At 66.9% G+C, this 25,169-nt stretch carries 16 protein-coding genes; 4 read left to right on the forward strand and 12 right to left on the reverse strand.

All coding sequences use genetic code 11. From position 1 onward, the window contains the following. Positions 1–127 precede the first annotated feature (127 nt). From nirD to ACQHGV_RS04455, 6 genes are all read right to left on the reverse strand, one after another. Entirely contained in the window at positions 128–481 is a 354-nt protein-coding gene (gene nirD / locus ACQHGV_RS04430; protein WP_440979582.1) for a nitrite reductase small subunit NirD, read from the reverse strand. Further along, on the reverse strand, positions 478–2,958 hold the full coding sequence (gene nirB, locus ACQHGV_RS04435; protein WP_440979583.1) for a nitrite reductase large subunit NirB: 2,481 nt from the start codon (positions 2,956–2,958) through the stop codon (positions 478–480). The genes nirD and nirB overlap by 4 nt, the downstream gene beginning before the upstream one ends. 28 nt (positions 2,959–2,986) lie before the next feature. Beyond that, complete coding sequence (locus ACQHGV_RS04440; protein WP_440979584.1) at positions 2,987–4,234, reverse strand: nitrate/nitrite transporter; 1,248 nt, start codon at positions 4,232–4,234, stop codon at positions 2,987–2,989. 275 nt (positions 4,235–4,509) lie between these two features. Continuing rightward, entirely contained in the window at positions 4,510–5,127 is a 618-nt protein-coding gene (locus ACQHGV_RS04445; RefSeq protein WP_440979585.1) for a GyrI-like domain-containing protein, read from the reverse strand. Between the two features lie 80 nt (positions 5,128–5,207). Then, a complete protein-coding gene (locus ACQHGV_RS04450; RefSeq protein WP_440979586.1) occupies positions 5,208–6,419 on the reverse strand; it encodes a CmpA/NrtA family ABC transporter substrate-binding protein in 1,212 nt (403 codons plus the stop codon). Next, positions 6,416–6,997, reverse strand: coding sequence for an ANTAR domain-containing response regulator (locus ACQHGV_RS04455; RefSeq protein WP_440979587.1), 582 nt, complete (start codon positions 6,995–6,997; stop codon positions 6,416–6,418). The genes ACQHGV_RS04450 and ACQHGV_RS04455 overlap by 4 nt, the downstream gene beginning before the upstream one ends. Before the next feature lie 184 nt (positions 6,998–7,181). Between ACQHGV_RS04455 and ACQHGV_RS04460 the strand changes: the two genes are divergently transcribed. From ACQHGV_RS04460 to ACQHGV_RS04470, 3 genes are all read left to right on the forward strand, one after another. Next, positions 7,182–8,228 carry an arabinan endo-1,5-alpha-L-arabinosidase gene (locus tag ACQHGV_RS04460; protein ID WP_440979588.1) on the forward strand — a complete coding sequence of 349 codons (1,047 nt, stop codon included), beginning with the start codon at positions 7,182–7,184 and terminating at the stop codon, positions 8,226–8,228. Continuing rightward, complete coding sequence (locus ACQHGV_RS04465) at positions 8,225–9,280, forward strand: glycoside hydrolase family 43 protein (protein WP_440979589.1); 1,056 nt, start codon at positions 8,225–8,227, stop codon at positions 9,278–9,280. The genes ACQHGV_RS04460 and ACQHGV_RS04465 overlap by 4 nt, the downstream gene beginning before the upstream one ends. 280 nt (positions 9,281–9,560) lie before the next feature. Further along, positions 9,561–12,467, forward strand: a complete 2,907-nt coding sequence (locus ACQHGV_RS04470) for a TonB-dependent receptor (protein ID WP_440979590.1) — start codon at positions 9,561–9,563, stop codon at positions 12,465–12,467. 276 nt (positions 12,468–12,743) lie between these two features. Here the strand turns inward: ACQHGV_RS04470 and ACQHGV_RS04475 are convergent, their stop codons facing one another. The 5 genes from ACQHGV_RS04475 to ACQHGV_RS04495 are packed head-to-tail and all read right to left on the reverse strand — an operon-like array spanning position 12,744 to position 20,561. Beyond that, positions 12,744–14,189 carry a GH1 family beta-glucosidase gene (locus ACQHGV_RS04475; protein ID WP_440979591.1) on the reverse strand — a complete coding sequence of 482 codons (1,446 nt, stop codon included), beginning with the start codon at positions 14,187–14,189 and terminating at the stop codon, positions 12,744–12,746. A gap of 42 nt (positions 14,190–14,231) precedes the next feature. Continuing rightward, on the reverse strand, positions 14,232–16,025 hold the full coding sequence (locus ACQHGV_RS04480; protein ID WP_440980140.1) for a glycoside hydrolase family 9 protein: 1,794 nt from the start codon (positions 16,023–16,025) through the stop codon (positions 14,232–14,234). Positions 16,026–16,027: 2 nt separating this feature from the next. Further along, positions 16,028–17,638 carry a tryptophan halogenase family protein gene (locus ACQHGV_RS04485; RefSeq protein ID WP_440979592.1) on the reverse strand — a complete coding sequence of 537 codons (1,611 nt, stop codon included), beginning with the start codon at positions 17,636–17,638 and terminating at the stop codon, positions 16,028–16,030. Further along, positions 17,635–19,107, reverse strand: a complete 1,473-nt coding sequence (locus ACQHGV_RS04490; RefSeq protein WP_440979593.1) for a tryptophan halogenase family protein — start codon at positions 19,105–19,107, stop codon at positions 17,635–17,637. The genes ACQHGV_RS04485 and ACQHGV_RS04490 overlap by 4 nt, the downstream gene beginning before the upstream one ends. Then, entirely contained in the window at positions 19,104–20,561 is a 1,458-nt protein-coding gene (locus ACQHGV_RS04495; protein WP_440980141.1) for a tryptophan halogenase family protein, read from the reverse strand. The genes ACQHGV_RS04490 and ACQHGV_RS04495 overlap by 4 nt, the downstream gene beginning before the upstream one ends. 318 nt (positions 20,562–20,879) lie before the next feature. Between ACQHGV_RS04495 and ACQHGV_RS04500 the strand changes: the two genes are divergently transcribed. Further along, positions 20,880–24,308, forward strand: a complete 3,429-nt coding sequence (locus ACQHGV_RS04500) for a TonB-dependent receptor (RefSeq protein WP_440979594.1) — start codon at positions 20,880–20,882, stop codon at positions 24,306–24,308. Between the two features lie 294 nt (positions 24,309–24,602). Here ACQHGV_RS04500 and ACQHGV_RS04505 read toward each other — a convergent pair whose 3' ends face one another. Continuing rightward, positions 24,603–25,169 carry a hypothetical protein gene (locus ACQHGV_RS04505; protein WP_409786881.1) on the reverse strand — a complete coding sequence of 189 codons (567 nt, stop codon included), beginning with the start codon at positions 25,167–25,169 and terminating at the stop codon, positions 24,603–24,605.

Genomic DNA, 25,169 nt, shown 5'->3' on the forward strand with positions numbered 1-25,169 from the left:
TGCAAGGGGAGGGGGACCGCGCCCGACAGGGCGTGGTGAAGGGGTGTCCCGCTATCGAAAGGGCGACACCCCTCCGTCAGCGCTTCGCGCTGCCACCTCCCCTTATAGGGGAGGAATGCATTCACCCTCACGCCGCCGCCTTCAGGGTGCTGGCACGGCAGATCAGGACGCGGCCGCCGCTGATCTTCACCGGCACGGTCGGCGTGCAGCCCTTGTCCTCGCCTAGTGCTTCCCCCGTGCTGAGCGAGATGCGCCAATTGTGCAGCGGGCACGCCACCGCGCCGCCATGGACGATGCCCTGGCTCAACCGCCCATGCTTGTGCGGACATCGGTCGAGCAGCGCGAAGACCTTGTTCTCGCCGGTGCGGAAGACGGCGATGTCATGGCCGCCCTCGACCTGCACGGTGCGGGCACCGCGCACCGGGATTTCGTTCACCCAGCCGATATCGAGCCAGTCGCCTGCCAAAGAACCAGAGGTCATGCCATTTCCTCCTGCGGCGTGAAGCGCGCCATCGGCGCATGGATTTCGCGTTCCTCGCCCGCGACGCGCGCGGCCCAGGGATCATCCTGCGAGAAGCTCTGCGAATAGAAGAAGCGGCGGGCGAGTTCGGCGCGCGCCTCCTCATCGGGCAACAGCCGCGACTGGATGTAGGCAAGGCCGACCCGCTCGATCCACGGCGCGGTCCGCTCCAGATAGCGCGCCTCTTCGCGGTAGAGCTGGACGAAGGCGGCGCACATCTCCATCGCCTCGGCCTCGGTCGCGACCTTGCACAGCAGGTCGGTGGCACGGACCTTGATCCCGCCATTGCCGCCGACATGGAGTTCGTAGCCTGAGTCGACGCAGACCACGCCGAAGTCCTTGATCGTCGCCTCGGCACAGTTGCGCGGGCAGCCCGACACCGCGATCTTGAACTTGTGCGGCATCCAAGAGCCCCAGGTCGCGCGCTCCAGCTTGACGCCCAGCCCGGTCGAATCCTGCGTACCGAAGCGGCACCATTCGGAGCCGACACAGGTCTTCACGGTGCGAAGCGACTTGCCATAGGCATGGCCCGAGACCATCCCCGCCGCGTTCAGATCGGCCCAGACGGCGGGCAGGTCCTCCTTCTTGATGCCGAAGATGTCGAGCCGCTGGCCGCCCGTCACCTTGACCATCGGCGCGTTGAACTTCTCGACCACATCGGCGATCGCGCGCAGTTCCTTCGGGGACGTGATCCCGCCCCACATGCGCGGCACGACCGAATAGGTGCCGTCCTTCTGGATGTTGGCGTGCATGCGTTCGTTGACGAAACGGCTCTGCTGGTCGTCCTGATATTTGCCGGGCAGCGCGCAGAGCAGATAGTAATTGAGCGCGGGGCGGCAGGAAGAACAACCGTCAGGCGTCGACCAGTGCAGCTTCTGCATCACCTCGGGGATCGACTTCATTTCTTGTGCGACGATCTCGCGACGTACATCGTCATGGCCGAAGCTGGTGCATTTGCACATGGTCTTCGGCCCGGCCTCGACCTCTCCACCCAGCCGGATCGACAACAGGCTCTCGACGATGTTGGTGCACGAGCCGCAGCTTGCCGACGCCTTGCAGCCGCTCCGCACCGCATCCAGGCTGTGCGCGCCGCCGTCGATGCAGGCGAAGACCTTGCCCTTGGTCACGCCGTTGCAGCCGCAGATTTCCGCATCGTCGGAAAGCGCCGCAACGGCCGCCTTAGGGTCCGCGAGGGCGCCCCCCTGGGCAAAGGCCTGGCCGAAGATCAGCGCGTCGCGAATATCGCCGACGCTCTCGCCCTTTTTGAGCAGGTCGAAATACCAGTTTCCGTCGGCGGTGTCGCCGTACAGCACCGCCCCGACGATGCGGTCGTCCTTGACCACGACACGCTTGTAGATGCCACGCGACGCGTCGCGCAGTACGATGTCCTCCGCACCGTCGCCGCCGCCGAAATCGCCCGCCGAGAAGACGTCGAGCCCGGCGACCTTCAGCTTGGTCGCGGTGGCGGTGGGGCGATAGCCGCTGGGGCTGCCGGTCAGCGCGTCGGCGAGGCTGCGGCACATGTCCCAGAGCGGCGCGACCAGCCCGTAGACCTGTCCGTCATGCTCGACGCATTCGCCGACCGCCAGGATGCGCGGATCGCTGGTGACCATATGGTCGTCCACCTTGATCCCGCGCCCCACCTCCAGCCCGGCGGCGCGGGCCAACGCGACCGAGGGGCGGATGCCGACCGCCATGACAACCAGATCGGCGGGGATTTCGCGTCCGTCCTTCAGGCGGATCGCCTCCACCTTGCCGTCACCCAGGATCGCGGCGGTGTCGGCGCCGGTCAGCACGGTCTGGCCGCGCGCCTCCAGCGCCTGTTTCAGCAACCAGCCCGCCGCCTCGTCCAGCTGCCGCTCCATCAGCGTCGGCATCAGATGGAGGACGGTGACGGTCATGCCCCGCAAGCTCAGCCCATGCGCCGCCTCCAGCCCCAGCAGGCCGCCGCCGATCACCACCGCACTGCCGCCCCGCTCGGCGGCGGCGAGCATATGCTCGACATCCTTCATGTCGCGGAAGCTGATGACGCCGGGCAGGTCGTGGCCGGGGACAGGGATGATGAACGGATCGGAGCCGGTCGCGATCAGCAGCCGGTCATAGTCGAGCACCATGCCGCTCTTGGCGGTGACGGTCCGCGCTCCCCGGTCGATCGCGGTGACGGGATCGCCGCTGACCAGGGTGATGCCATTATCGGTATACCAGTCATGGCCGTTGATGACGATCTCGTCGAACGTCTTCTCGCCCGCCAGCACCGGCGACAGCATGATCCGGTTGTAGTTCACCAGCGGCTCGGCACCGAAGATGGTGATGCGGTAGCGGGCGGGATCGCGGGCCAGCAATTCCTCGACCGCGCGGCATCCGGCCATGCCGTTGCCGATGACGATCAGGTGCTCGCGGGTATCGACCTTCGCAAGGGTGACGACTTCGTGTTTCATCGGTTCGATCCGTGGAAGAGGAAAAGCATCAGATCCGCACGCCCTCGGCCGCGCCCCAGCTGCGGCGCCAGCGGCTCTTGACCAGCATCAGGCCCGCCAGTGCGACCAGGGCCAGCGCGGCGAAGATCAGGAACCCGCCCGAAAAGCTGCCCGTCCACTGCTTGGCGAACCCCAGCGACGAGGCGAGGTAGAAGCCGCCGATCCCGCCCGCCATGCCGACCAGTCCGGTCATCACGCCGATCTCGGCGGCGAAACGCTGCGGCACCAGCTGAAACACCGAGCCGTTGCCGACCCCCAGCGCCAGCATGGAGAGGACGAACAGCGCCAGCGAGGCGGCGAATCCGTCGACCATCGCCACGCCGGTCAGCGTCACGGCGGCGGCGGCGAACACGGCGAGCAGCGCCTTCACGCCGCCGATCGCATCGGCCAGCGCCCCGCCCATCGGCCGCACCAGCGACCCGGCGAAGACGCACGCCGCCGTCGCGTACCCCGCCTGCACCGGCGTCAGCCCGAACCGGTCGGTGAAATAAATGGGCAGGCTGGCGGCGAGCCCGACGAACCCGCCAAAGGTGACGGCATAGAAGCCCATCAGCCACCAGGCATCGGCCTGGCGAAGCGGCGACAGATATTCGACCAGACGGCGGGGCGGGGGGGCACCCGGGGCGTCCTTGGCCATCACCATATAGGCGAGGAAGACGAGGGTCAGCGGCAGACAGGCCAGACCCAGAACGGCGTTCCAGCCGAACAGCTTGGCCAGCGCGGGCGCGAACAGGGCGGCGAGCACCGTGCCCGAATTCCCCATGCCGGCCAGACCCATGGCCTTGCCCTGATGCTCGGGCGGATACCAGCGGCTGGCGAGCGGCAGCGCGATGGCGAAGCTCGCCCCCGCAAAGCCCAGAATGACACCCAGTGCCAGCGTGCCGCCAAAGCTGTTCACCCCCAGCGCCCAGGCCGCGAACAGCCCGCCGATGACGATCAACTGGCTGATCGCGCCGGCGCGCTTCGGCCCGATCCGGTCTACAGCCAAGCCGTTGACGACCCGCAGCACTGCGCCCGCCAGCGTCGGCACCGCGACCATCACGCCCTTCTGCGCCGGGGTCAGCCCCAGACTGGCGGAAATCTGCGGCGCCAGCGGGCCGAGCAGCACCCAGACCATGAAGGCCAGGTCGAAGTAGAGGAATGCCGCGATCAGGGTCGGCGTATGCCCGCTCGACCAGAAGCCGCCGTCATCGGCCGCTTTCGCCTTTTCGGTGTCGTCCCAGAATGCCGTCGCCATCGTGCCGTCTCCGGGGGCCATAAGGCCCAAACAGAAAAAGCCGCCAGGACGTGGGACCCGTGGGTCACATCCTGGCGGCTTCGTTGCCTCCAAACGGATTGCGGGAAAATCCCGCGTCCGCCAGCGCGCTACCCCGTCATTGGAGCGGCATCCGCTGCTATCTCGTGCCCGACGCCATTGCCGGGCGAATCGAAAATTGCCTCAATCGCGATGCGGGCGCAAGTCCCTTTCGCAATCGCAGCAAACCCATGCCCGATTGTCTCTTGCCAGCGGCGTTACGTGACAGCGCGGACCGGCTGACGCAGAATGGTCTTGAGCTTGGCCGCGTCCGTTTTGCGGGGGTCACTCAGATACACCTCGTGATGCGGGCCGTCGAAGGTGACGCCTCGTCCCGGCATCACCGCTTCGTGCAGGCGCTTCAGGACCGGGCCTTCGTCGTCATAGCTGCCGATGTGCAGAATCTGGAGCGACCGGCCCTCCGCATAGGGTTCGAAGCGCAGCGAGGCGGGGCGGTCGTCCCTCTTGGCCAATGTCTTGGCGACCGCGTCCTCGAACATGGCGGGTGTGACGAAGTCGGGAGCCATGATCATGACGGTCCATTGCCAGCGGTCCTTTTCGCGCCGCACGAAACTGCCCGGATCGTCGGACCACCAGAGCGCCTCCAGCGGCGGTACGACATAGTCGCGCGCCAACCCATTCTTCGCGGCAAACTTCATCGCATAGCTGACGCCGTACAGCCATTCGACCGCGGTCCGATAGCTGGGTGCCGTATTGGGGTCACCGGCGCCGTCGACCTTTACGAACGACAAGGTCGGGACGATGATTTCCACAAAATCGTGCTTCGGAGGATTGAACAGGTCGCGAAGCTGCTTTTTCAGATCGAGCTTGTCCATCGCCGGCCCCTGCTGGAGATCATGACCGGGATGCATCCTGCAAGTTTCGGCCCTTCGACGGCAAGCGCGGATTTTCGGGTTCAGGGCAGGCCGGCAAGATACCCCGGAATATCGTCCGGGTCGAAGGCGCGGCCGTCGAAGAAGCGGTCGCTGCCCAGCACCAGTCGTCCTTGCGTCGAGCCCGCGCCGATCGGCTCGGCCAGCGCGCCTTCCAGCTTGGAACTCGCGCCGGGCAGCGGTGCGCCCGAGCCCGCGAGCGCGGCGCGGTACAGGTCGGGGCGGAACACGCCTTGCGCGGTCGCGGCGTCCGCGTTCGAGAAGGGCAGGCCCTCCCAGCGGACCATCTGCGCATAGAGCCAGCCCGCCTGGCTGCGCCATGGGAAGTTGGCGGCCTCGCGATACTGGAACATGAAGTCGGGATAATGGACGGGGTCGCCGCCCGGCACCACGCGAATGCGATCGGTGATCGCGCGCAGGATCGCATCGACGGGGGCATCCAGATAATGCGGCCGCGCGAGGATGGCGGCGCTCTGTTCCACCGTCGCGGGATCGACGAAATGGGCGGCGGCGGCATGGAGCGCGCGGATCAGGCGCAGCACGCCGTCGCGCCGCTCCTCTGCCCGGTCGGCGCGCATCGCCAGCACCTTCTCGACCCCGCGCCGCCAGATTTGCGCGGTGGCGAGCGCGATCCGGCCGACGCCGCGATCGACCGCGATCGAGTTCCACGGCTCGCCAACGCAGATGCCATCGACCTCGCCCGCCGCCAGCGCGTCGGCGGCGAAGGGCGGGCTGGTCACGACGATCTCGACATCGTGATCGGGGCGGATGCCGACCCCGGCCAGCCAGTAGCGCAGCATGTAATTATGGCTGGAATGGCGATGCACCACGCCGAAGCGCAGCGGTTTTCCCGCCCCGCGTCGCCGCGCCGCTTCGGCCTTCAGGGCAGCCCCGATCGCCACCGGATCGCCCAGCGTTTCACCGAGACCGATGGCGTCTCCGAGCGCGGTCGAGACGGTGATCGCATTGCCGTTCAGCCCCAGCACGAAGGGCACCGCCATCGGCACCGCCGGCCGGTCGCGGCCCAGAGCGGTGGCGATGGCGAGCGGTGCGACGAGATGCGCGGCATCGGTATGGCCATAGAGCAACCGATCGCGCACCGCCGCCCAGGTCACGTCGCGGACCAGTTCGATCCCAACCCCCGCCGCCTCGGCAAAGCCCAGTTCGTGCGCCAGGATGGGCAGCGCGGCATCGACCAGCGGGAGGAAGCCGATGCGGAAAGTCTCGGCGCTCATGGCAGGTCTCCCATCAACTGCTCGCTGGTCACGATCGCCTCGGCCACATCGGCGATGCGGCGGTTGGTGGTCATGGCGTGGCTGCGCAGCAAGGCATAGGCGGCGGGTTCGTCCAGCCCGCGCCGCCGCATCAGGATCGCCTTGGCCCGGTCGATCACCTGCCGGTCGGCCAGCGCGGTCTTCGCCGCGGCCAGTTCGGTCTGGAGCCGCGAAAAGGCTTGGAAACGGCGCACCGCCAGATCGAGGATCGGCTTGATCCGCTGCTTGGCCAGGCCATCGACGACATAGGCGGACACGCCCGCATCGACCGCCGCCATCGTCGTCTCCGGTTCCGACTGGTCGACGAACATCGCAATCGGCCGGTCGAGCGCGCGCGACATGGCGAAGAAATCCTCCAGCACGTCGCGGCTGGGATTTTCGAGATTGATCAGGACCACCTCGGGCGCGGCGCGCTCCACCTGCGCGGCGAGCGGGCCGCCGGGGTCGATCACCACCAGATCGGTCAGCCCCGCCTCGCGCAGGCCATCGGAGATGATCGCCGCGCGCGTGCTGCTGGTATCGATGATCGCGATCCGCATGGCGGCTTAGTGCCGTGTCCGTCGAGCGCCGACAAGGGGGCGATCGGACGGCGATGCGGGTGAAGATGACGGCCTTGTCATGCCCGCAGGCGAATGGCGCTTGCCATGCCATATGTCGGACTATATCGCTGCTCCCAATGGCCAGACAAATCATGGCCTTGTGAGGGGAGGGACGTCAGCGACCATGCGCGGTTTGCGCCGATTTCGGAGCCTGCGCGGCGCACGTCCCCTGTTCCTCGGGGCGGCCCTGTCGGCGGTCGCGGTGGGGGCTGCCGCACAGCATCTGGCGCTCTCAGGCGATATGGCCCCCGCGCATGATCCGGTCCTGATCCGCGAAGGCCAGGACTATTACGTCTATTCGACCGGGCAGCGGGGGCGGGTGCCGCTGGTCGCGCGCCGCTCGCGCGATTTGCGACACTGGACCGCGCTGCCATCGCCGCTGGGCGCCATTCCCGACTGGGCGCTGGTGGCGGTGCCGGGCGCGCGTGAGATGTGGGCGCCCGATATCGCTCGGGTCGGGGATCGCTATCGCCTCTATTACTCGGTGTCGCGCTTCGGGCAGCAGCGCTCGGTGATCGGGCTGGCCACCGCCGCGACGCTCGACCCCGCCAGCCCGGCCTATGGCTGGCGGGACGAGGGGCTGGTCGTCGCCTCCCAGGCGGGCGATCCCTATAATGCGATCGATCCCGCCTTCGCCCGTGATCGGCAGGGCGGCGAATGGCTGGCGTTCGGCAGTTTTTGGGGCGGTATCCAGCTGGTCCGGCTCGACCCGCGCACCGGCAAGGCCGCGCCGGGTGCGGTTCCCCAGCCGATCGCGCGACGCGGGCCCGGGGAGGGGGATGGCGGCGCGAACCCGATCGAGGCGCCCTTCATCATCGACCATGGCGGCTGGTATTGGCTGATCGTGTCGTTCGACCTGTGCTGTCGGGGCACGAAGAGCAGCTATCATCTGACGGTCGGGCGGGCGCGATCAATCGTGGGGCCTTATGTCGATCGCGCGGGCCGTCCGATGCTGGACGGTGGCGGCACGGTGCTGTTGCAGGCCGATGCGGCGGGGCGCGACCGGTTTCGCGGGCCGGGCCATGCCGGCATCCTGCAGGATCGCGACGGCCGCGATTACCTGATCCACCATGCTTATGACGCAGCGGCGAATGGCACGCCGACGCTGCGCATCGCCCGATTGCGTTGGGACGCGGCCGGCTGGCCCTTTGTCGGAAAGGAAAATCCATGACCAAGATCGAGATGACCCGGCGCGCGCTGATCGCGGGCGGGGTCGCGGGGGGTGCGGCGCTGGCCGCCGCGCCGCTGCTGGCGAAGGCGGGGCGTACGGCCGGGGGCGAGCGCGTGACCAATCCGCTGATCCGCCAGCGCGCCGATGCGCAGATCGCGCTGCAGGCCGATGGGCTTTATACCTTCATGGCCTCGGTTCCCGAATATGACCGGGTGGTGCTGCGCCGGGCAAAGACCATCGCCGGGCTGGCGACCGCGCCCGAGACCGTGCTGTGGCGGCGGCCCGCATCGGGCAAGATGGCCGGGCATATCTGGGCGCCCGAAATCCATCAGATCGATGGCCGCTGGTATGTCTATGTCGCGGCGGGCGATGGCGGCGATGTGTTCCACATCCGCACCTATGTGCTGGAGTGCGACGGACCCGATCCGGTCAAGGGCCGCTGGTCGGTGCGCGGCCAGCTCGAGACGCCGTGGGATACGTTCACGCTCGATTCGACGACCTTCGTCCATCACGGCACCCGCTATCTCGCCTGGGCGCAGCAGGAGCCGGGGATCGAGACCAACTCCAACCTCTATCTCGCGCCGCTCGCCAGCCCGACGACGCTGGCCGCCAAGCCCACCCGGCTGACCGTGCCGACGCTGCCCTGGGAAATCCGGGGGTTCAAGGTCGCCGAGGGGCCGGCGCCCCTGATCCGCAACGGGCGCGTCTTCATGACCTATTCGGCCAGCGCCACCGATGCGCGCTACTGCATGGGCATGCTGACCGCGCGCGACGACGCCGATCTGATGGACCCGGCCGCCTGGACCAAGTCGCCCGAGCCGGTCTTCCAAAGCGCGCCCGAGCGCCGCATCTATGGCCCCGGCCATAACAGCTTCACGGTCGACCGCGCTGGGCGCGACGTACTGGTCTATCACGCCCGCGATTATGAGAAGATCACCGGCGATCCGCTCTATGACCCCAATCGCGATACGCGGGTGCAGCGCTTTGGCTATCGTGCCGATGGCACGCCCGATTTCGGCAAGCCGCTGGCCAACGGGCCGACGCTGATCTGAGGAATCCCGTCATGCCGACGCTATCGTGATTAACACAGACAAAGTCCCGAAATGTCGGCATGGCGGACACAATTGCCGGATGGCCAATTTTCTTGAATAATATCAATATTGATTGCGCTAACATGCGTTTTGTACGGTTTTGCGCAGGTGTGACCCAAAATCCACGCTGTTACAGTCGTTTCATAGATTGTTCATAAAGCCTTGACGGCGGTATAAGATAGTCAGACAAATGATCCCGACACAGGCACCGAAAGTTCGGGCCATAGGAGGGGATCTGGGTATGAAGCACCACGTCTTGTTGCTGTCGGCGGCTCCGCTGGCATTGATCGCGGCCCCCGCCGCCGCGCAGCAGGCCACCCCGGCCGAGGCGGCGCGCGCCGCCGATCCCAATGCGCCGATCGAGGCGCAGGCGCCCGTCGCGCAGGAGCAGGCGACCGCCAGCGCCGCCGGTCGCAGCCCCGGCACCCAGGCGACCGAAAATCTGGATAGCGAGGTCGATCCGCGCGACATCGTCGTCACCGGCTACCGCGCCAGCCTTGGCAGCGCGCAGGCGATCAAGCGCAATTCGGACGCGATCCTCGACGCGATCGTGGCACAGGACATCGGCAAATTGCCCGACAACACGGCGGCCGAATCGCTGGCCCGTGTGACCGGTATCCAGGTCAACCGGTACAGCGACGAAGTGACCCAGGTGTTAGTGCGCGGTCTGCCCGACGTGGCGACCACCTTCAACGGCCGCGACATCTTCACCGCCGAGAATCGCCGCGCCGCGCTTCAGGATTTCCCCGCCGGCGCGCTTGCCGGTCTGGAAGTCTACAAGTCCGGCACCGCCGACCTGCTCGAACCCGGCCTGGCGGGCCTGATCAACGTGCGCTCGCGCCGTCCCTTCGACTTCGAAAAGGGCTTCACCGTCGCGGGCGGCGTACGGGGCACCTATAACGACCAGAGCAAGAAGTTCGACCCACTGGGTAATCTGCTGGTCAGCCAGCGTGCCGACACCGCGATCGGTGAGATCGGCTGGCTGATCAACGCCGCCTATACCCAGGCGCAATATCGCAATGCGGTGCGCTGGGGCGAGGGCAACACCGCCTCGCCGACCGCCGGCACGACGATCCTGCCCGCCTCGGTCGGCCGCAACTTCCAGATCCCGACGGCGGTCGGCGTCTATAACGACAGCGGCAAGCGCTGGCGCCCGGCGGTCAATGCCAGCGTCCAGTGGCGCCCGGCCCACAATCTCGAGCTCTATTACGACTTCCTCTATCAGGGCTATCGCGGCGAGATCGCCAATGACTGGTTCCGCGTGCCGCTGCTCGACAACAACCCGACTCTCAGCAACGTCGTGCTGCGCCCCGGCCAGCCCGAGCAGGTCGACAGCCTGACCAAGATCGGCGGTTTCCGTCCCGAGGCCTACCGCAGCACGGTCAAGGGCTATACCAACACCTATCAGGCCGCCGGCGGCGCCAAATGGGATATCGGCCGCGCGCATCTGTCGACCGACCTTGCCTATACCAACTCGATGTACGGTTCGGACGAGTGGAGCTTCGACACCGCCTTCTCCCGGGCGCCGACCGCCGATGTCCGTTTCTTCGTCGACAATGGCGTGTCGTTCGACCTGCCGGGCTTCGAGGCCAGCAATCCGGCCAATTACATCTGGCGCGGCTATTTCGAGGCGACCTACCGGGTCCAGGGCAAGGGGTGGCAGTGGCGCACCGATCTGGACCTGGAAACCGACTCGTCACTGTTCCCACGCCTGCAAGTGGGTGTACGCTGGACCGATCGTGACGCCTCGCTCAAGCGCGGCAACCGCTATGCCTATACCGAGCCGTTGGGGATCGGACTGGCACAGACGCCGACCGGCGATCTGGGGCTGACCCAGGACGCGTTCCGTACCAACCAGGGCTTCCGCAGCTGGCTGATGCCCAGCCGCGACGGCATCGCGGGGAACGCCGCGCAGCTTCGTCAATTCTCGTACGACGCGCTGGCACGACTGGTCGCGGCCAATCCGGGCGACACCGGCTATCGCGAAGCGCTGGGCCGGTTCGCGACGCAGAATGTCCAGCTCAACCCGCTGGAAGCGTTCCTTGCCGATGAGCAGACCTACGCCTTTTACGGCCAGGCGAAGTACGAATTCTATCTGGGCAAGGTCCGCTTCGATGGCCTGATCGGTACGCGTGTCGTCAATACCGTGGGCACCTATCAGGGTATCTCGACCGTGGAGTTCGATGGCGTGCGGCGTAGCGAGCTCCGTACGACCCGTGCCAACTATGTCGACGTACTGCCCAACTTCTCGCTGCGCATCCGGCCCGACGACAAGCTGCAGGTGCGTTTCGGCGTGACCAAGACGCGGACCAAGCCCGAGTTCGGCCAGCTGAACCCCGCGCTCAATATCGCTCAGAACACGCAGGCGGTGATCCCCGACCAGCCGCTCGATCCGCGCTTTCCCGCTGGCCTCAACACCCGGCCCAACGCCTTTGGCAGCGGCGGCAACCCGGATCTCCAGCCGCTGACCTCGACCAACTACGATGCGACGGTCGAATATTATTTCTCGCCCACCGCCTCGATCACGGCGGCGGTCTTCTACCGCGACCTCAACGGGTTCATCGACCGCTACGTCAACCGTACGATCGACCCCGTCTATGGCCTGATCGAAATCAGCCGGCCCGAAAACGCCGGCAAGGGTCGGATCAAGGGCGTGGAAGTCGGCGGCCAGACCTTCTTCGACTTCCTGCCGGGTCTGTGGAGCGGCTTCGGCATCCAGGCGAACGTGACCTATCTGGAAGGCAAGCAGCGTTACCCCGCCAATCTGTTCGCCTCGGCCGGCGGCACCACGGAAGCGCCGTTCGTGCCGATCACCGGTCTGTCGAAATGGACCTACAACGTCGCGCTGTTCTACGAAAAGGGTGACGTCTCGACCCGGTTGTCGTTCAACAATCGCGACGCGTTCCTGAACGGCAACTTCATCAATGGCGACGGCTTCTACAATGGCGAGGGCACGACCCGCGTCCAGCGTCTGGACTTCGCGTTCAACTACAACCTGACCAAGGAAATCACGATCGCGTTCGACGCGGCGAACCTGCTGGCCAAGCCGTTCAACAATTATCGCAGCTATGGCAACGGCCTGTCCTACCCGCGCGACGTGCGCGACGAGGGCCGCTATTACGGCGTGGGCGTCCGCTTCCGCTTCTGATCCCTTACGGGTCTTGGGGTCCCTTCACGGGCGGGAATGGCACAGATGCCGTTCCCGCCCTTTTTGCACTCTTTCCTCCCCTGCGAGGGGAGGTGGCAGGCCGAAGGCCTGACGGAGGGGTGTCGCGCCATCGAGAGGGGGACACCCCTCCGACGCGCTCCGCGCGCCACCTCCCCTTGCAGGGGAGGAAAAAAGGCCATCCGGATCGGCGTCGGCCAAAACAAAACCCCGCCGGTCGTGCGACCGGCGGGGTTCGTCATGTCGGGTCCGACAGGATCAGACCAACGCGTTGCGGCGGATCAGTTCCTTATACCACAGCGCGCTCAGCTTGGGCGTCCGCTTCTGGGTGGCGAAGTCGACATGGTGGATGCCGAAGCGCTTGCCATAGCCGTCGGCCCATTCGAAATTGTCCATCAGGCTCCACAGGAAATAGCCCTTGAGCGGGTATCCCTCGGCCGCCGCGCGGCGGAACTGGCCCAGATAGTTGCGCAGATACATGATCCGGTCCGAGTCATCGACTAGGCCCGATTTGTTCAGCGTATCGTCCGCCGAAGTGCCGTTCTCCGAGATGTAGATAGCCTTGGGCTTCCACAGCTCGCTGACCGCGCGCACGCCCCAATAGGCGGCTTCGGGGCCGACATAGAGCCAGGGCGAGGCCATGCGCGGCGATTGCGGCAGATGGGGCAGGGGAGTGTAGCCGCGCGGGTCGCTGGCATCCGCCTTGACGAAGGTCGGCGTGTAGATGTTGAGCGCGACGAAATCGAGCGGGCTGCCGATCGCGGCCATGTCGCCGGCCTGCACCTTGGGCGCGTTCGCCCCGGCCGAGGCCAGATAGCTGTCGATATAGCGGCCTTCCATGACGGCGGTCAGGAACATCGCATTGTCGTCGCGGAACGCCTTCTTCGCCGCTTCGATATGCTCGGGCGTCTCGATCGCGGGGACGTAGATATTGGCGTTGTCAGCGATGCCGACCTCGGTCCCGGCCTTGGCGTTCGCGCGGATCGCCTGCACGCCCAGACCGTGCGCGAGCACGCCGTGATGGCGGACCTGGTTCACCTGCGCAGGCGCCAGCTTCAGGCCCGGCGCGTGGATGCCGACCATATGGCCCAGATCGGTGAAGCAGCGCAGTTCGTTGACCGTCATGAAGCGGTGGACGCGATCGGACAGCTTGCCCGCCATGAAACCGGCATAGTCCGCGAACGCCTTAGCGGTGTCGCGGTTCTGCCAGCCGCCGGGCAGCGCCTGCGGCAGGTCCCAGTGAAACATGGTGACGTTGGGCTGGATACCGGCTTCGAGCAGCGCGTCGATCACGCGGTTATAATAGTCGATGCCCTTGGCATTGGGCTTGCCGCGCCCCTCGGGGAAGATGCGCGACCAGGCGAGCGACATGCGATACGCCTTGATGCCCAGATTGCGCATCAGGGCGATGTCCTCCTTATACCGGTGATAGCTGTCGCAGGCGACGTCGCCGGTATCGCCGTTCGCGACCTTGCCGGGGGTGTGCGAGAACACGTCCCAGTTGGTCTGGCCGCGCCCGTCCTCGTTCACCGCGCCTTCGATTTGATAGGCGGCGGTGGCGGTGCCCCAGAGGAAATCCTTGGGAAAGCTCTGGTCGAGCGGCGTCTGCGCGGCGGCGCCGACGGCGGTCAGCGCGGTCCCACCGGTGGCGAGCGCGGCGCTGCCCATCGCCACGCCGTGCTTCATGAAATTGCGACGATCCATATTCTGATACCCCTCCAAAAGTATAAGCTGCAATACAGGTGTTTAGCGGCGCGATGCTGACAATTCGCTGGCCAGCCAGACCAGCGGCGCGTTCCAGTTGATCGCAACCTCATTATGCGCATAGGCGCGGATGTCGTCGGTCCAGCAGCGTTGCGGCGCGCAATGCCCTTTCAGCGCCGCCGAGGCGCTTTCGGGAAAGCTCAAGCTGTTCGCGCCGCCCGACACTACGCCCGGCGGCGGCCCCGGCATCCGCGCATCGATCTGATGCGCCCAGAAACGGTGATGCGGATTGCGCAGCGGCTTCCATCCGAATCCGCTGACATAGCTTTGGTCGAGCGGGTTGCGGCCCAGCACATAGTCCATCGCGTCGACCGCCGCGTCGCGGTAGCGCGCCGCGCCGGTGAAGCGTGCGGCCAGCGACAGGATCATGCCCCGGTTCAGAAAATTGCTGCTCGACCCCCAGGGATAGGCGGTGCCGGCATAGGGCAGGTGATAGCCTGATCTGGCCTCCTCGACGACGAAGCGATCAGCCAGCGCGACCAGCTTGGCGCGCGCAGCGGCGCGTTCCTCGGGCATGACCCGGTCGGCGGTCGCGAGCGTGATCGTGCCCAGCACCGCGACGCTGCCCCAGCTCGGCTCGCCCGTCAGCGGCGCGGTGTGGAGCGGCATCCGGTGCAGCGCCTCGGCCAGTTCGGGCATGCCGGTCGTGGCGAACAGCTCGGCGGTGGCCCAATACAGCTCGTCCGACAGATCGTTGTCGCCGTAACCGCCGCTGCCGGTAAAGGCTTGCGCGGCATAAATATCCGGATTGCGCAGCGCCGCGCGATACGCCTTACCGGCGGCGACCAGGCAGGTGTTGGCGAACGCGTCGTCGATCCCGCGCCAGATGCGCGCGCATTGCGCGGCGGTGGCGGCCAGGTTCAGCGTCGCCGCCGTGCTGGGCGGGTAGAGCAGCCGTTCCTCGCGGTCCTCGGCCGGGTTTGTCGGGATCTTGGTCCAGTTGCGATCGGCGATCTTGTGGTGCGCCATGCCGCCGGCAGCGATATCGGTCAGCGTCAGGGGGCCGCGTCCCTGTCGCCCCAGCGGCAGCGCCAGATGCTGGCCGTCGGGCACCTGCATCGCCAACAGGAAGCGCATTTCCCAGCGCGTCTCGTCGAGCAGGTCGTCGATCCGGTTCCCCGCCTCGGGCAGCGCGGCGCTGCCATCGGGGAAGGGGGGCGCGGCGGCATTCACCTCATAGAGATTTTGCAGCGTCCACAGCGCGATGCCGCCATTGACGACATATTTGCCCTGGTCGCCGGCATCATACCATCCGCCGGTGACGTCGCGCGTATAGGGGCAGCCCGGCCAGTCGGTGCCGGCCAGATCGCGGCCCTTGAAACAGGTCACGACTTCGCGGGGATGCCCGGCGGCGCGCGCCCATTGCGGGCCGCCGGCGAAGCGCGCCTCGATCGGCGTGCCCGCGCGCTGCTGATAGAAGAAGTTCAGTGCCGCGCGCGCCAGCGGGCGATAAGTGTCGGCGCCGATGGCGAAGACATGGCTCGTCCGGCCATCGACCCGCAGGCGATAGGTGCCCGGCGTTGCGACGCGGCTGAAGTCGATCTGGTGGACCGAATCCCCCGATGCGGCGTCGGGCCCGAACGGCACGGTTTGCCCCTCCGCCACGGTGCGCCCGTCCGCATCGATCACCTGCCAGGGCAGCGGCGTGGTGCCATCATGCGCGAGGATCGCACGCTTGGCGGTATCGGGGCGAAAGCCGAGCTGGTTGAGATGCGGGCCGGGCGCATCGGTCGCGCCGACCAGTGCCAGCGCGATAAGCGGCAGGGCGAAGCGCATCCTCACAATAGCGGCCCCCGGCCGGAGGTCATGCCCTGCCGCGCGAAGTCGAACCCCGATGCCGTGCCGCCGGTCAGGCCGGGTGCGAGCGGTGAGGGCGCGGTGGCGCGCAGGAAATCGCCATGGCTGGGCAGGCGCGCGGCGGTGTCGGCATAGCCCGCACGCATCTGCTCCAGCGCCTGCGCGACGAGATGCTCGTCGAGCGCGTCGACCGCCGGCTCCCAATGCTGCGGCACGATGCCCTGGCCGAGGCCCACCGCGACCCAGCTGGGGTTGCTGAACAGGTCATAGCCTTCGCGGAACAGCCGGCCCTTGCCTGCCCATAGCGCCATCTTGCGTGCCAGGCTGTCGGGCACCTCCATCGTGCGCACCCGGTTCCAGAAGGGCGTGTCGTCGCGCCGCGTCGCCTTGTAATGGAAGATGATGAAGTCGCGCACATCTTCATACAGGTCGCGCATCTGACGGTTGAACTCGGCGCGCTCGGCGGGGTCGAAGCGATTGTCGGGGAACAGCGCGATCAGCCGTTGCAGTGCCGCCTGGACCAGATGGATGCTGGTCGACTCCAGTGGTTCGAGGAAGCCGCTCGACAGGCCGAGCGCGACGACGTTGCGGTTCCAGCTTTCGCGCCGCCGCCCGGCGGTGAAGCGCAGGCGTCGCGGATCGCCGAGCAATTCGCCCTCCAGCGCGCCCAGCAATTGCGCCTCGGCGTCGTCGTCGGCCAGATGATCGCTGCAATAGACCAGGCCATTGCCCATCCGATGCTGCAACGGGATGCGCCATTGCCATCCCGCCTCGCGCGCGGTCGCCCGGGTAAAGGGATCGGGCTCGCGTGGATCGGGTAGCGCACACGGCGCCGCGACTGCGCGGTCGCAGGGCAGCCAGTGCGCATAGCTTTCGTAACCGGTTTCCAGCGCCCCCTCGATCAGCAGACCGCGAAAGCCCGAGCAGTCGATGAACAGCTCACCCTCGATCCGGCGGCCATCGGCCAGTGTCACCGCGCGGACATGGCCGTCCTCGGGGCGCAGGTCGACGCCCTCGATCCGCCCCTCGACCCGCGTCACCCCGCCGCGCTCGGCATAGCCGCGCAGGTAGCGCGCATAGAGGCCGGCGTCGAAATGGAAGGCGTAGAACAGCTCGCGCACCGGCGATTGCGCATCGGGGCGTGCCCGGCCGAACCGGCCAGCCCTCGCGGCCATCGCGCTCATCGACCACTCAACGATGTCGGGCAGCGCGCGCCGGCTGCGTTCGCGCAGCCAGAGCTGGTGGAAATGGACGCCTTGCAGATCCTGACCGAACCGGCCGAAGGGGTGGAAGTAACGCTCGCCGCGCTGGCCCCAATCGACGAATTCGATGCCCAGCTTGAACGTGCCCGCCGTGGCGGCGAGGAAGTCGTTCTCGTCCAGCCCCAGCATCTGGTTGAAGCTCAGGATCGGCGGGATCGTCGCCTCGCCGACGCCGACCGTGCCGATCTCCTCGGACTCGACCAGCGTGACGTGGGTATAGCCATTGTTGAGCAGCCGCGCGAAGGCGGCGGCGGCCATCCAGCCGGCGGTGCCGCCGCCGACGATCACGACCTGACGGATCGCATGCTCCGGGATCGGGGGCTGGCTCATCGGGCAAGGCGTCTCGTCTGGGCCGCGCGCCATTCGGCATGGGCGGGGGCCTGGGGAAGGGCGGCGGCGATCGCGCCGGTCATTTGCGCCATGGCGGCCTTGGCCTCGGCGGGCGGCACGGCATGGACCAGCGGATCGACCCGGCGGGGCAGATGCCCCTGGCCGAGCAGCACGGCGGCCCAGCTGTCGCGGGTGAAGGTCTCTTCCTCGTAAAAGGGCAGGCGGCCGCGTTCCTCGAACTGCGCCAGCGTATGCGCCAGGCTGTCGGGCGGGGTGACCTGCGCCAGCGCGCGCCACATCGGCTCGGGACGGGTGGCGGTGCGATAGTGCATCGCCAGGAAATCGCGCACCCGCTCCGCCTCGGCCAGCGTCTGGCGGTTGAAGTCGGCGGCCTCGACCGGGGCCATCGCGCGGTCGGGCAGCATGGTGATCAACCGGTCGACCGCGCTCAGCGCCAGATGCAGGTTGCACCATTCGAGCGGTTCGACCTGGGTCGCGGCATCACCGATCGCGACGCAATTGCCCCGCCAGGGGCGGGGACGCGTGCCGGCGCGAATGGCGATCGGCGCACCCGCCGTCACGCCCAATCCGCCGAGCATGGCGGCGGCATCCGCGTCGCTCAGATGGGCACTGGCATAGGCCAGACCCATTTGCCGCCCGCTCGACCAGCCCCATCCCGCGCCGTGCGCCTCGACCGGGGTCAGCACCGGCGCGTTCTCCACCTGCGGTCGATCCGCCAAGAGCAGGCGGTCGCAGGGAAGCCAGCGCGACCAGTCGTCCCGTTCGCTGTCGATCGCGCCACGAAGCCGCGCCGCCGGGCCGGTGGCGTCGATGAACAGATCGGCGGCGAGTGCTTCACCGCTGGTCGTGCGAACCTCGGTCAAGAGGCCGTCTTCGCACGACACGTCCGCGATCTCCCCTGCGATTTCGCGGACGCCGACGTGCAGGCCGAAGGCGCGGATCATCGCCTGGTGGCGCCCGATGTCGAGCGTCAGGCCATATTCGTGGCCGGCGAAGACCGTATCCGGCGTCGGCGGCACGAAGCGTCCGGCCCGCGCCAATTGTGCGGCGGGGGCGAAGGCGTCGAACGGGGTGACCGACCCGGCCTTTGCGGCGCGGACCCAGTGGAGGTGAAAGCCCGCCGGCCCGATCGGATGGCCATAGGGGCCATAGGCGTGGACATAATCGGGCAGTCCCTCGACCCAGCCCGTGAAGCGCGTGCCCAGACGATAGCCCGCACCCGCACGAGTGATCCCGTCATCCGGGCTGATGCCCAGATCGGCCTGAAATCCGAGCAACGAGGGCAGGGTGCAGGCGATCCGATCGGCCAGCGCCTCCGCCGAGACCGGCGTCGCCAGCAGCGTGACGTCGAGGAACGGCGCGCGCCGCTTCAGCGCGGCGGCGGCGTACCAGCCGGTCAGCCCACACCCTGCGACCAGCACCCGGCGGATCGGTTCGTGCGCGCTCACGCCGCTGCTTCCATCGGGCAATAACGCTCTAGAAATGCGCGGTGATCGGGACGGGTGCCCACGTCGCGCGCGATGTCGCCGCGCAAGGCAGCGACCGCCGCGGCCAGTTCCGCTGAGCCGGCCATGTCGGCGCGCGGGTCCCACCCCTCGGGCACGATGCCCTGACCCAGATAGACCGCGATCCAGCTGGCATCCAGGAACACGCCTTCGCGATACTTTACCACCCGCGCGCGGCGCCGCCACAGCGCCAGCTTCTCGGCCAGGCTGTCGGGGATCGGCATCGTCCGCACATAGTTCCAGAAGGGCGAATCGTCGCGCGTCGTGGCATGGTAATGCAGGATCAGGAAGTCGCGGATGCGATCATATTCCAGGTCGATGATGCGGTTGAACTCGTCGCGGTCCGCATCGCTGGCGTCGCGTTCGGGGAACAGCTCGATCAGCGCGGTGATCGCCTGCTGGACCAGATAGATGCTGGTCGACTCGAGCGGTTCGAGGAACCCGCTTGCCAGCCCGATGGCCACGCAATTGCCGACCCAGCTGCGCCGCCGCCGGCCGGCCTTGAAGCGCAACAGGCGCGGCTCGGCGATCGGCTCGCCCTCCACCGCTTCCTCCAGCGCACGGCGCGCGTCGTCGTCGCTGACGAAGCCGCTGGCATAGACATAGCCATTGCCGGTGCGGTGCTGGAGCGGAATGCGCCAGCGCCACCCGGCGGGCATCGCGATCGCACTGGTATAGGGGGTGACGGCGGTGCGCGTCCGGCACGGCATGGCGACGGCACGGTCGGCCGGCAGCCATTTCGACCAATCCTCGAATGGCTCGCCCAGCGTCTGGCCGAGCAGCAGCGAGCGGAAACCCGAGCAATCGATGAACAGATCGCCCGCGATCCGCTGTCCGTCCTCCAGCGTGACGGCGCGGATCAGGCCGCTCTCGGCGTCGCGTTCGACATCGACGACGATCCCTTCGGTGCGAAGCGCTCCCATCTCCTCGGCGAGCGATCGCAGATAGGGCGCGAAGAGCAGCGCGTCGAACTGATAGGCATAGCCGAAGGTCGAGGACAGCTGCTCGCGATCGCGGCCCGGATGGTCGAACCGGCCCTCGCGCGCCAGCGCACAGGCATAGGACAGGTCGTCGAGCGGAGGCAGCTCCGCCCCCTCCTTCTTCAACCGCGACCAGTAATGATGGAAGTCGATCGCGCCCCCGCCGCGCCCGAACGTGCCGAAGGGATGGATATAGCTGTCGCCGATTCGGCCCCAATCACGAAACTCGATCCCCAGTTTGAAGGTCGCGCGGGTACGCGCCATGAAATCCTTTTCACTGATACCAAGTCGTTCATTAAAGGCGCGAATATGCGGGAGGGTCGCCTCGCCGACTCCGACCACGCCGATGGCCTCGGACTCGATCAGATGTACCTGGCACTGTCCCGGAAGGAGACGCGCCAGCGCCGCCGCCGCCATCCAGCCGGCGGTTCCGCCGCCCACGACGACGACCCGCACCTTGTCGCTATCCACCCCGCATCCCCTCTCCGACGCCTTGGATTCTCGCGCCGATTCTGCCTGTCTCATGCCGCGATCGGGGTTGTGCCGCAATCCACCCGCCATGCCAGCGTGGCAGGAATGTTACACCTTGTCCCGGATCGGACATTTATAAGTTAAGTATCTTGTCGAAATGTTTCTGGTAGCGCAATCACAAGGATGTGAACCACGGCGCGTGCCGTGATCACGACCTATTTTCCCGCGACGCCAATGGGGCGCGCGACAAAGGGGGGGATGACCATGATGCGCACGGTTGCGCCTTTGACTGCCAGTGCCAATCGATTTCATCGGCTGTTGTTCAGCGCCTCCGCCGGCGCGCTGTGCGTCGCGTCGCTGAGCACGCCCGCCTTTGCCCAAAGCGACGCGTCGCAGACCACGTCGCCGACCGGCGCGGTCGCGGGCCAGGGCACGGCCGGTTCGGCCACGCCGCGCACTGCCGCCAGCGTCGAGGCCGCCAGCGCCCAGCCGCCCGCCGGTGATGAGTCGTCGACCAACGAAGTCGTCGTGACCGGCATCCGCCAGAGCCTGGCCAATGCCCAGACGATCAAGCGCAACTCCGATACGGTCGTCGACGCCATCACTGCCAGCGACATCGGCGCGCTGCCCGATCGTTCGGTCACCGAAGCGCTGCAACGCGTGCCCGGCGTGTCGATCAGCCGCTTCGCCGCCGCCAACGATCCCGACCACTTCTCGGTCGAAGGCTCGGGCGTCGCGGTGCGCGGCCTGACCTTCGTCCGTTCCGAGTTCAACGGCCGCGACACCTTCTCGGCCGGCATCGGCGGGCAGGCGATCAACTTCTCCGACGTGCCCGCCGAACTGCTCGGCTCGGTCGAGGTGTACAAGAACGCCACCGCCGAACTGATCGAGGGCGGCCTGGCCGGCACGGTCAACCTGAACACCCGCAAGCCCTTCGACAACAAGGGTTTCCATGCCGGTTTCACCGCCGAGGCCAATTATGGCGACTTCAAGAAGAAGTGGTCGCCGACCGGCTCGCTGTTGCTGAGCAATACTTGGGACACGGGCATCGGCCGCTTCGGCCTGCTCGGCAACGTCTCTTATTCGCGCGTCCGCAGCCGTGCCGACAGCGTGCGCATCACCAATATCCAGACGCGCGACAACACGCTGGCGCTGGCCGCGAACTCGACGACCGCGCAGAATTGCCGCAACCCGCTGCCCGGCACGGCCGACCAGACGACGCTGCCGGTCGGCGGTTCGACCGGTTTCGCCTGCGGTGCGGCCGGCACGAACGGCGCCGACGGCTTCCTCGACCCGGCCTCGCTGCGTTACGCCCCGATCGGCGGCCAGTTCGCGACGCAGGAATTCGACCGCAAGCGTGACGGCGTTGCGCTGGCGGGCCAGTGGCAGAGCAATGACGAGCGGACCCTGCTGACCGCGCAGTTCCTGCGCACGCACACGGTCAACAACACGTCCGAGCGCACCTTCGAGACCGCGCCCGATCTGGCCGAGTACAATACCTTCCCGGTGGGCTGCCTTCAGAATAATCTGGGACCGGCCAACTCGACGATCGCCCAGTGCCCGACCGGCACGACCAAGAATTACGTCTATGACGCGAACGGGCTGTTCCAGTCGGGCTATATCACGGCACCGGGCAACGGCTATCGCGCATCGTGCAGCGGCAATGCGACCTGCTGGGTTCCGACCGGCGGTACGCAGCAGTCGCTGGCGCGCGGCATGACGCGGGACGAGAACACCGTCACCGACTTCGGCCTGAACCTGAAGACCCAACTCGACGACCATTGGTCGGTCAACCTGGACGGCGACTATACCCGCGCCAAGAAGACCAGCACCGACCTGCGCGTGTTCGGCTCGACCTTCGCCGACTCCGAACTCGATCTGTCGGGCAATCTGCCGACCGTCATCCCGCACAAGCCGTCGACGTTGCAGGCGAGCTGGGCCACGCCCAACCCGACCCTGAACCAGCAGACCGACGCGCAGTATTTCGCCAATCGCAACGTCCAGTTCTGGCGCGCGGCGATGGACCATCTCGAAGAGAGCACGGGTCGCGAATATGCGTTCAAGGCCGATGTCGACTACAAGTTCGACGACGGCAGCTTCTTCACCCACGCCAAGTTCGGCGCGCGTTACGCCGACCGTGCGTCGGAAGTGCGCTATACCACCTATAACTGGGGTGCGCTGTCCGAAGTCTGGTCGGGCACCAATCCGGTGTCGTTCGCGCAGGCCCCGGGCCAGACCGAGCTTTACACCTTCCCCAACTTCTTCCGGGGCGCGATCAGCGGCTCGCCGTCCGCCTATTATTACACGGGCAACATGACGGAGGGCTATCAGCAGTCGGCAGCCTACTTCCAGTCGATCGGCAATCTCTGGAAGTCGGCCAATGGCTCGACCGCCACGACCTGGGCGCCGCTGGCCCAGCGTGGGGGTGTCGTGTCGGGCACGCCCTACCTGCCGTCCGAAATCCAGCTGGTGAACCAGCAGGACAAGAACGCCTTTGCGCAGATCAACTTCGCCACGCCGGGTGACCTGTTCCCGGGCGTCCGCATGAGCGGCAATATCGGCGTCCGCTATGTCCTGACCGATCTGACGTCGGCGGGGTCGATCGGCGCCCCGACGCAACAGCAGACCGGCACGACCGACGCGTTCGCCACCCGCTGCGCCATCACGACGACGACCCGCCCCGACGGCACCGTCGTCACGGGACGTCCGGCGGGTATCTGTCAGCTGGGCGAGGCCGCGTACAACTCGATCCAGCGCTTCTCGACCGGCGTCACCGTGCCCGACACGGCGCGCAACCAGTATCATTACTGGCTGCCCAGCATGAACCTGAAGTTCGGCCTGGGTCGCGACGTGGTGCTGCGTCTGGCGGCGTCGAAGGTGATGACGCGTCCGGATTTCGCGAACATCCGCAACTTCCTGCAGCTGGGCTTCGACGCCAATAGCGGGCAGATCACGGCGACGGCGGGCAATCCGTTCCTGAAGCCGGCGACCGCATGGCAGTTCGACGCCACGGTCGAATGGTATTTCGCGCGTGTCGGCCAGCTGTCGTTCGACGTCTTCTACAAGTCGGTGAAGGACTTCTTCTACCAGTCGGTCACCAACCGGAACATCACCAGCAATGGCATCACCCAGTCGGTGCTGGTCCGTGGCCCGTCCAACTATGACGGCACGGGCAAGATCAAGGGCTTCGAGGCGGCGTATCAGCAGACCTTCGACTTCCTGCCGGGCTTCCTCAACGGCCTGGGCGCGAGCGGCAGCTATACCTATATCGACAGCTCGGGCTTGCCCAACTCGTTCCTGAACGGCGGCGCGCCGGCTAATACCTCGAACATCAAGCCGGGCAACATCCCGCTCGAGGGGCTGTCGCGGCATACGGTCAACGCGGCCGTTTTCTATGAGAAGGGCCCGGTCTCGCTGCGTGCGGCGTATAACTGGCGGTCGAAGTATCTGCTGACGCCGGCGGATGTGATCTTCCCCTATACCTCGATCTATCAGGATGCGGGCGGGCAGCTGGACGCGTCGGCGTTCATCAACCTGAACAAATATCTGAAGATCGGCGTGCAGGGCGTGAACCTGGCCAATCAGGTCGTTCGCACGCAGCAGGCCTATATCAGCGGTTCGACCGAGACCGCGCCGCGTTCGTACATCGTCAACGACCGCCGCTTCTCGTTCGCGCTGCGCGGGACATTCTGATCCGGGTGTCCGACCGGTCCCCATCGGGATCGGCCGGATGCAACCTTACGGCCGTTCGCTCCGAAAGGGGCGGGCGGCCTTTTCTTTTGTGATGAGACAAAGCCCCAACCGCCGTTCCGCCTGAGCGAAGTCGAAGGCCACGCCGTGCCGGGGCCAAAGCTATTGTCGATCCCCGCTTCCAAGCGGGGACACCCCTCCGTCAGGCCTTCGGCCTGCCACCTCCCCTTCCAGGGGAGGATGTTTCAGCCGCCGCAACAGATGCCGGGACGATGGCGCGTCGCCCCGGCATGGCCATCAATTACGCGGCAGCTTCGACCGGTCGAACCCCGGCCCCAGGTCGAGCAGGAAGGCGGGACCTACCTCGATCACCTGCTTGGCGCCGGCCAGCTGGACCGAGATATTGGCCTTGCCTGCCGCATAGGCCTGGTTCGCCACACCCGAGGCGTAATAGCGTTTCCAGCTCGGGCCGACCTGCACCGGCTCGGTGACGATCGGGGTGTAGGGCGGCTCCGATCCGCCGGCGCCGATCGGGATGGTGACGGGCGCCGCATCGGTGGCGCCCGGCGCGCGCAGATAGACCATGACCAGCATCGTATCGCCCGCCGCGATCGGCTTGATCGTGGGATAGCTGGCGCCGCTGTCCCAGGGGTTCGCCCCGGCGCGGCTGACCTTTACCTGCACGGCATTGCCGCCCGGCACGTCGGCGGCGGGGACCTGCTTGCCCGACTGATCGGGACCGTAGAGTTTCCAGCCGATACCCGGCTCGTTCACCGCCTTGTCGAAGATGCTGGGCTGGGCGGCGGCGCTGGGCGTGGCCTGTCCCGACGTCGCGGCCAACAGCATCGCGATGATACCGATCAT

Source organism: Sphingomonas pseudosanguinis (assembly GCF_052056765.1).
Taxonomy (GTDB): domain Bacteria; phylum Pseudomonadota; class Alphaproteobacteria; order Sphingomonadales; family Sphingomonadaceae; genus Sphingomonas; species Sphingomonas pseudosanguinis.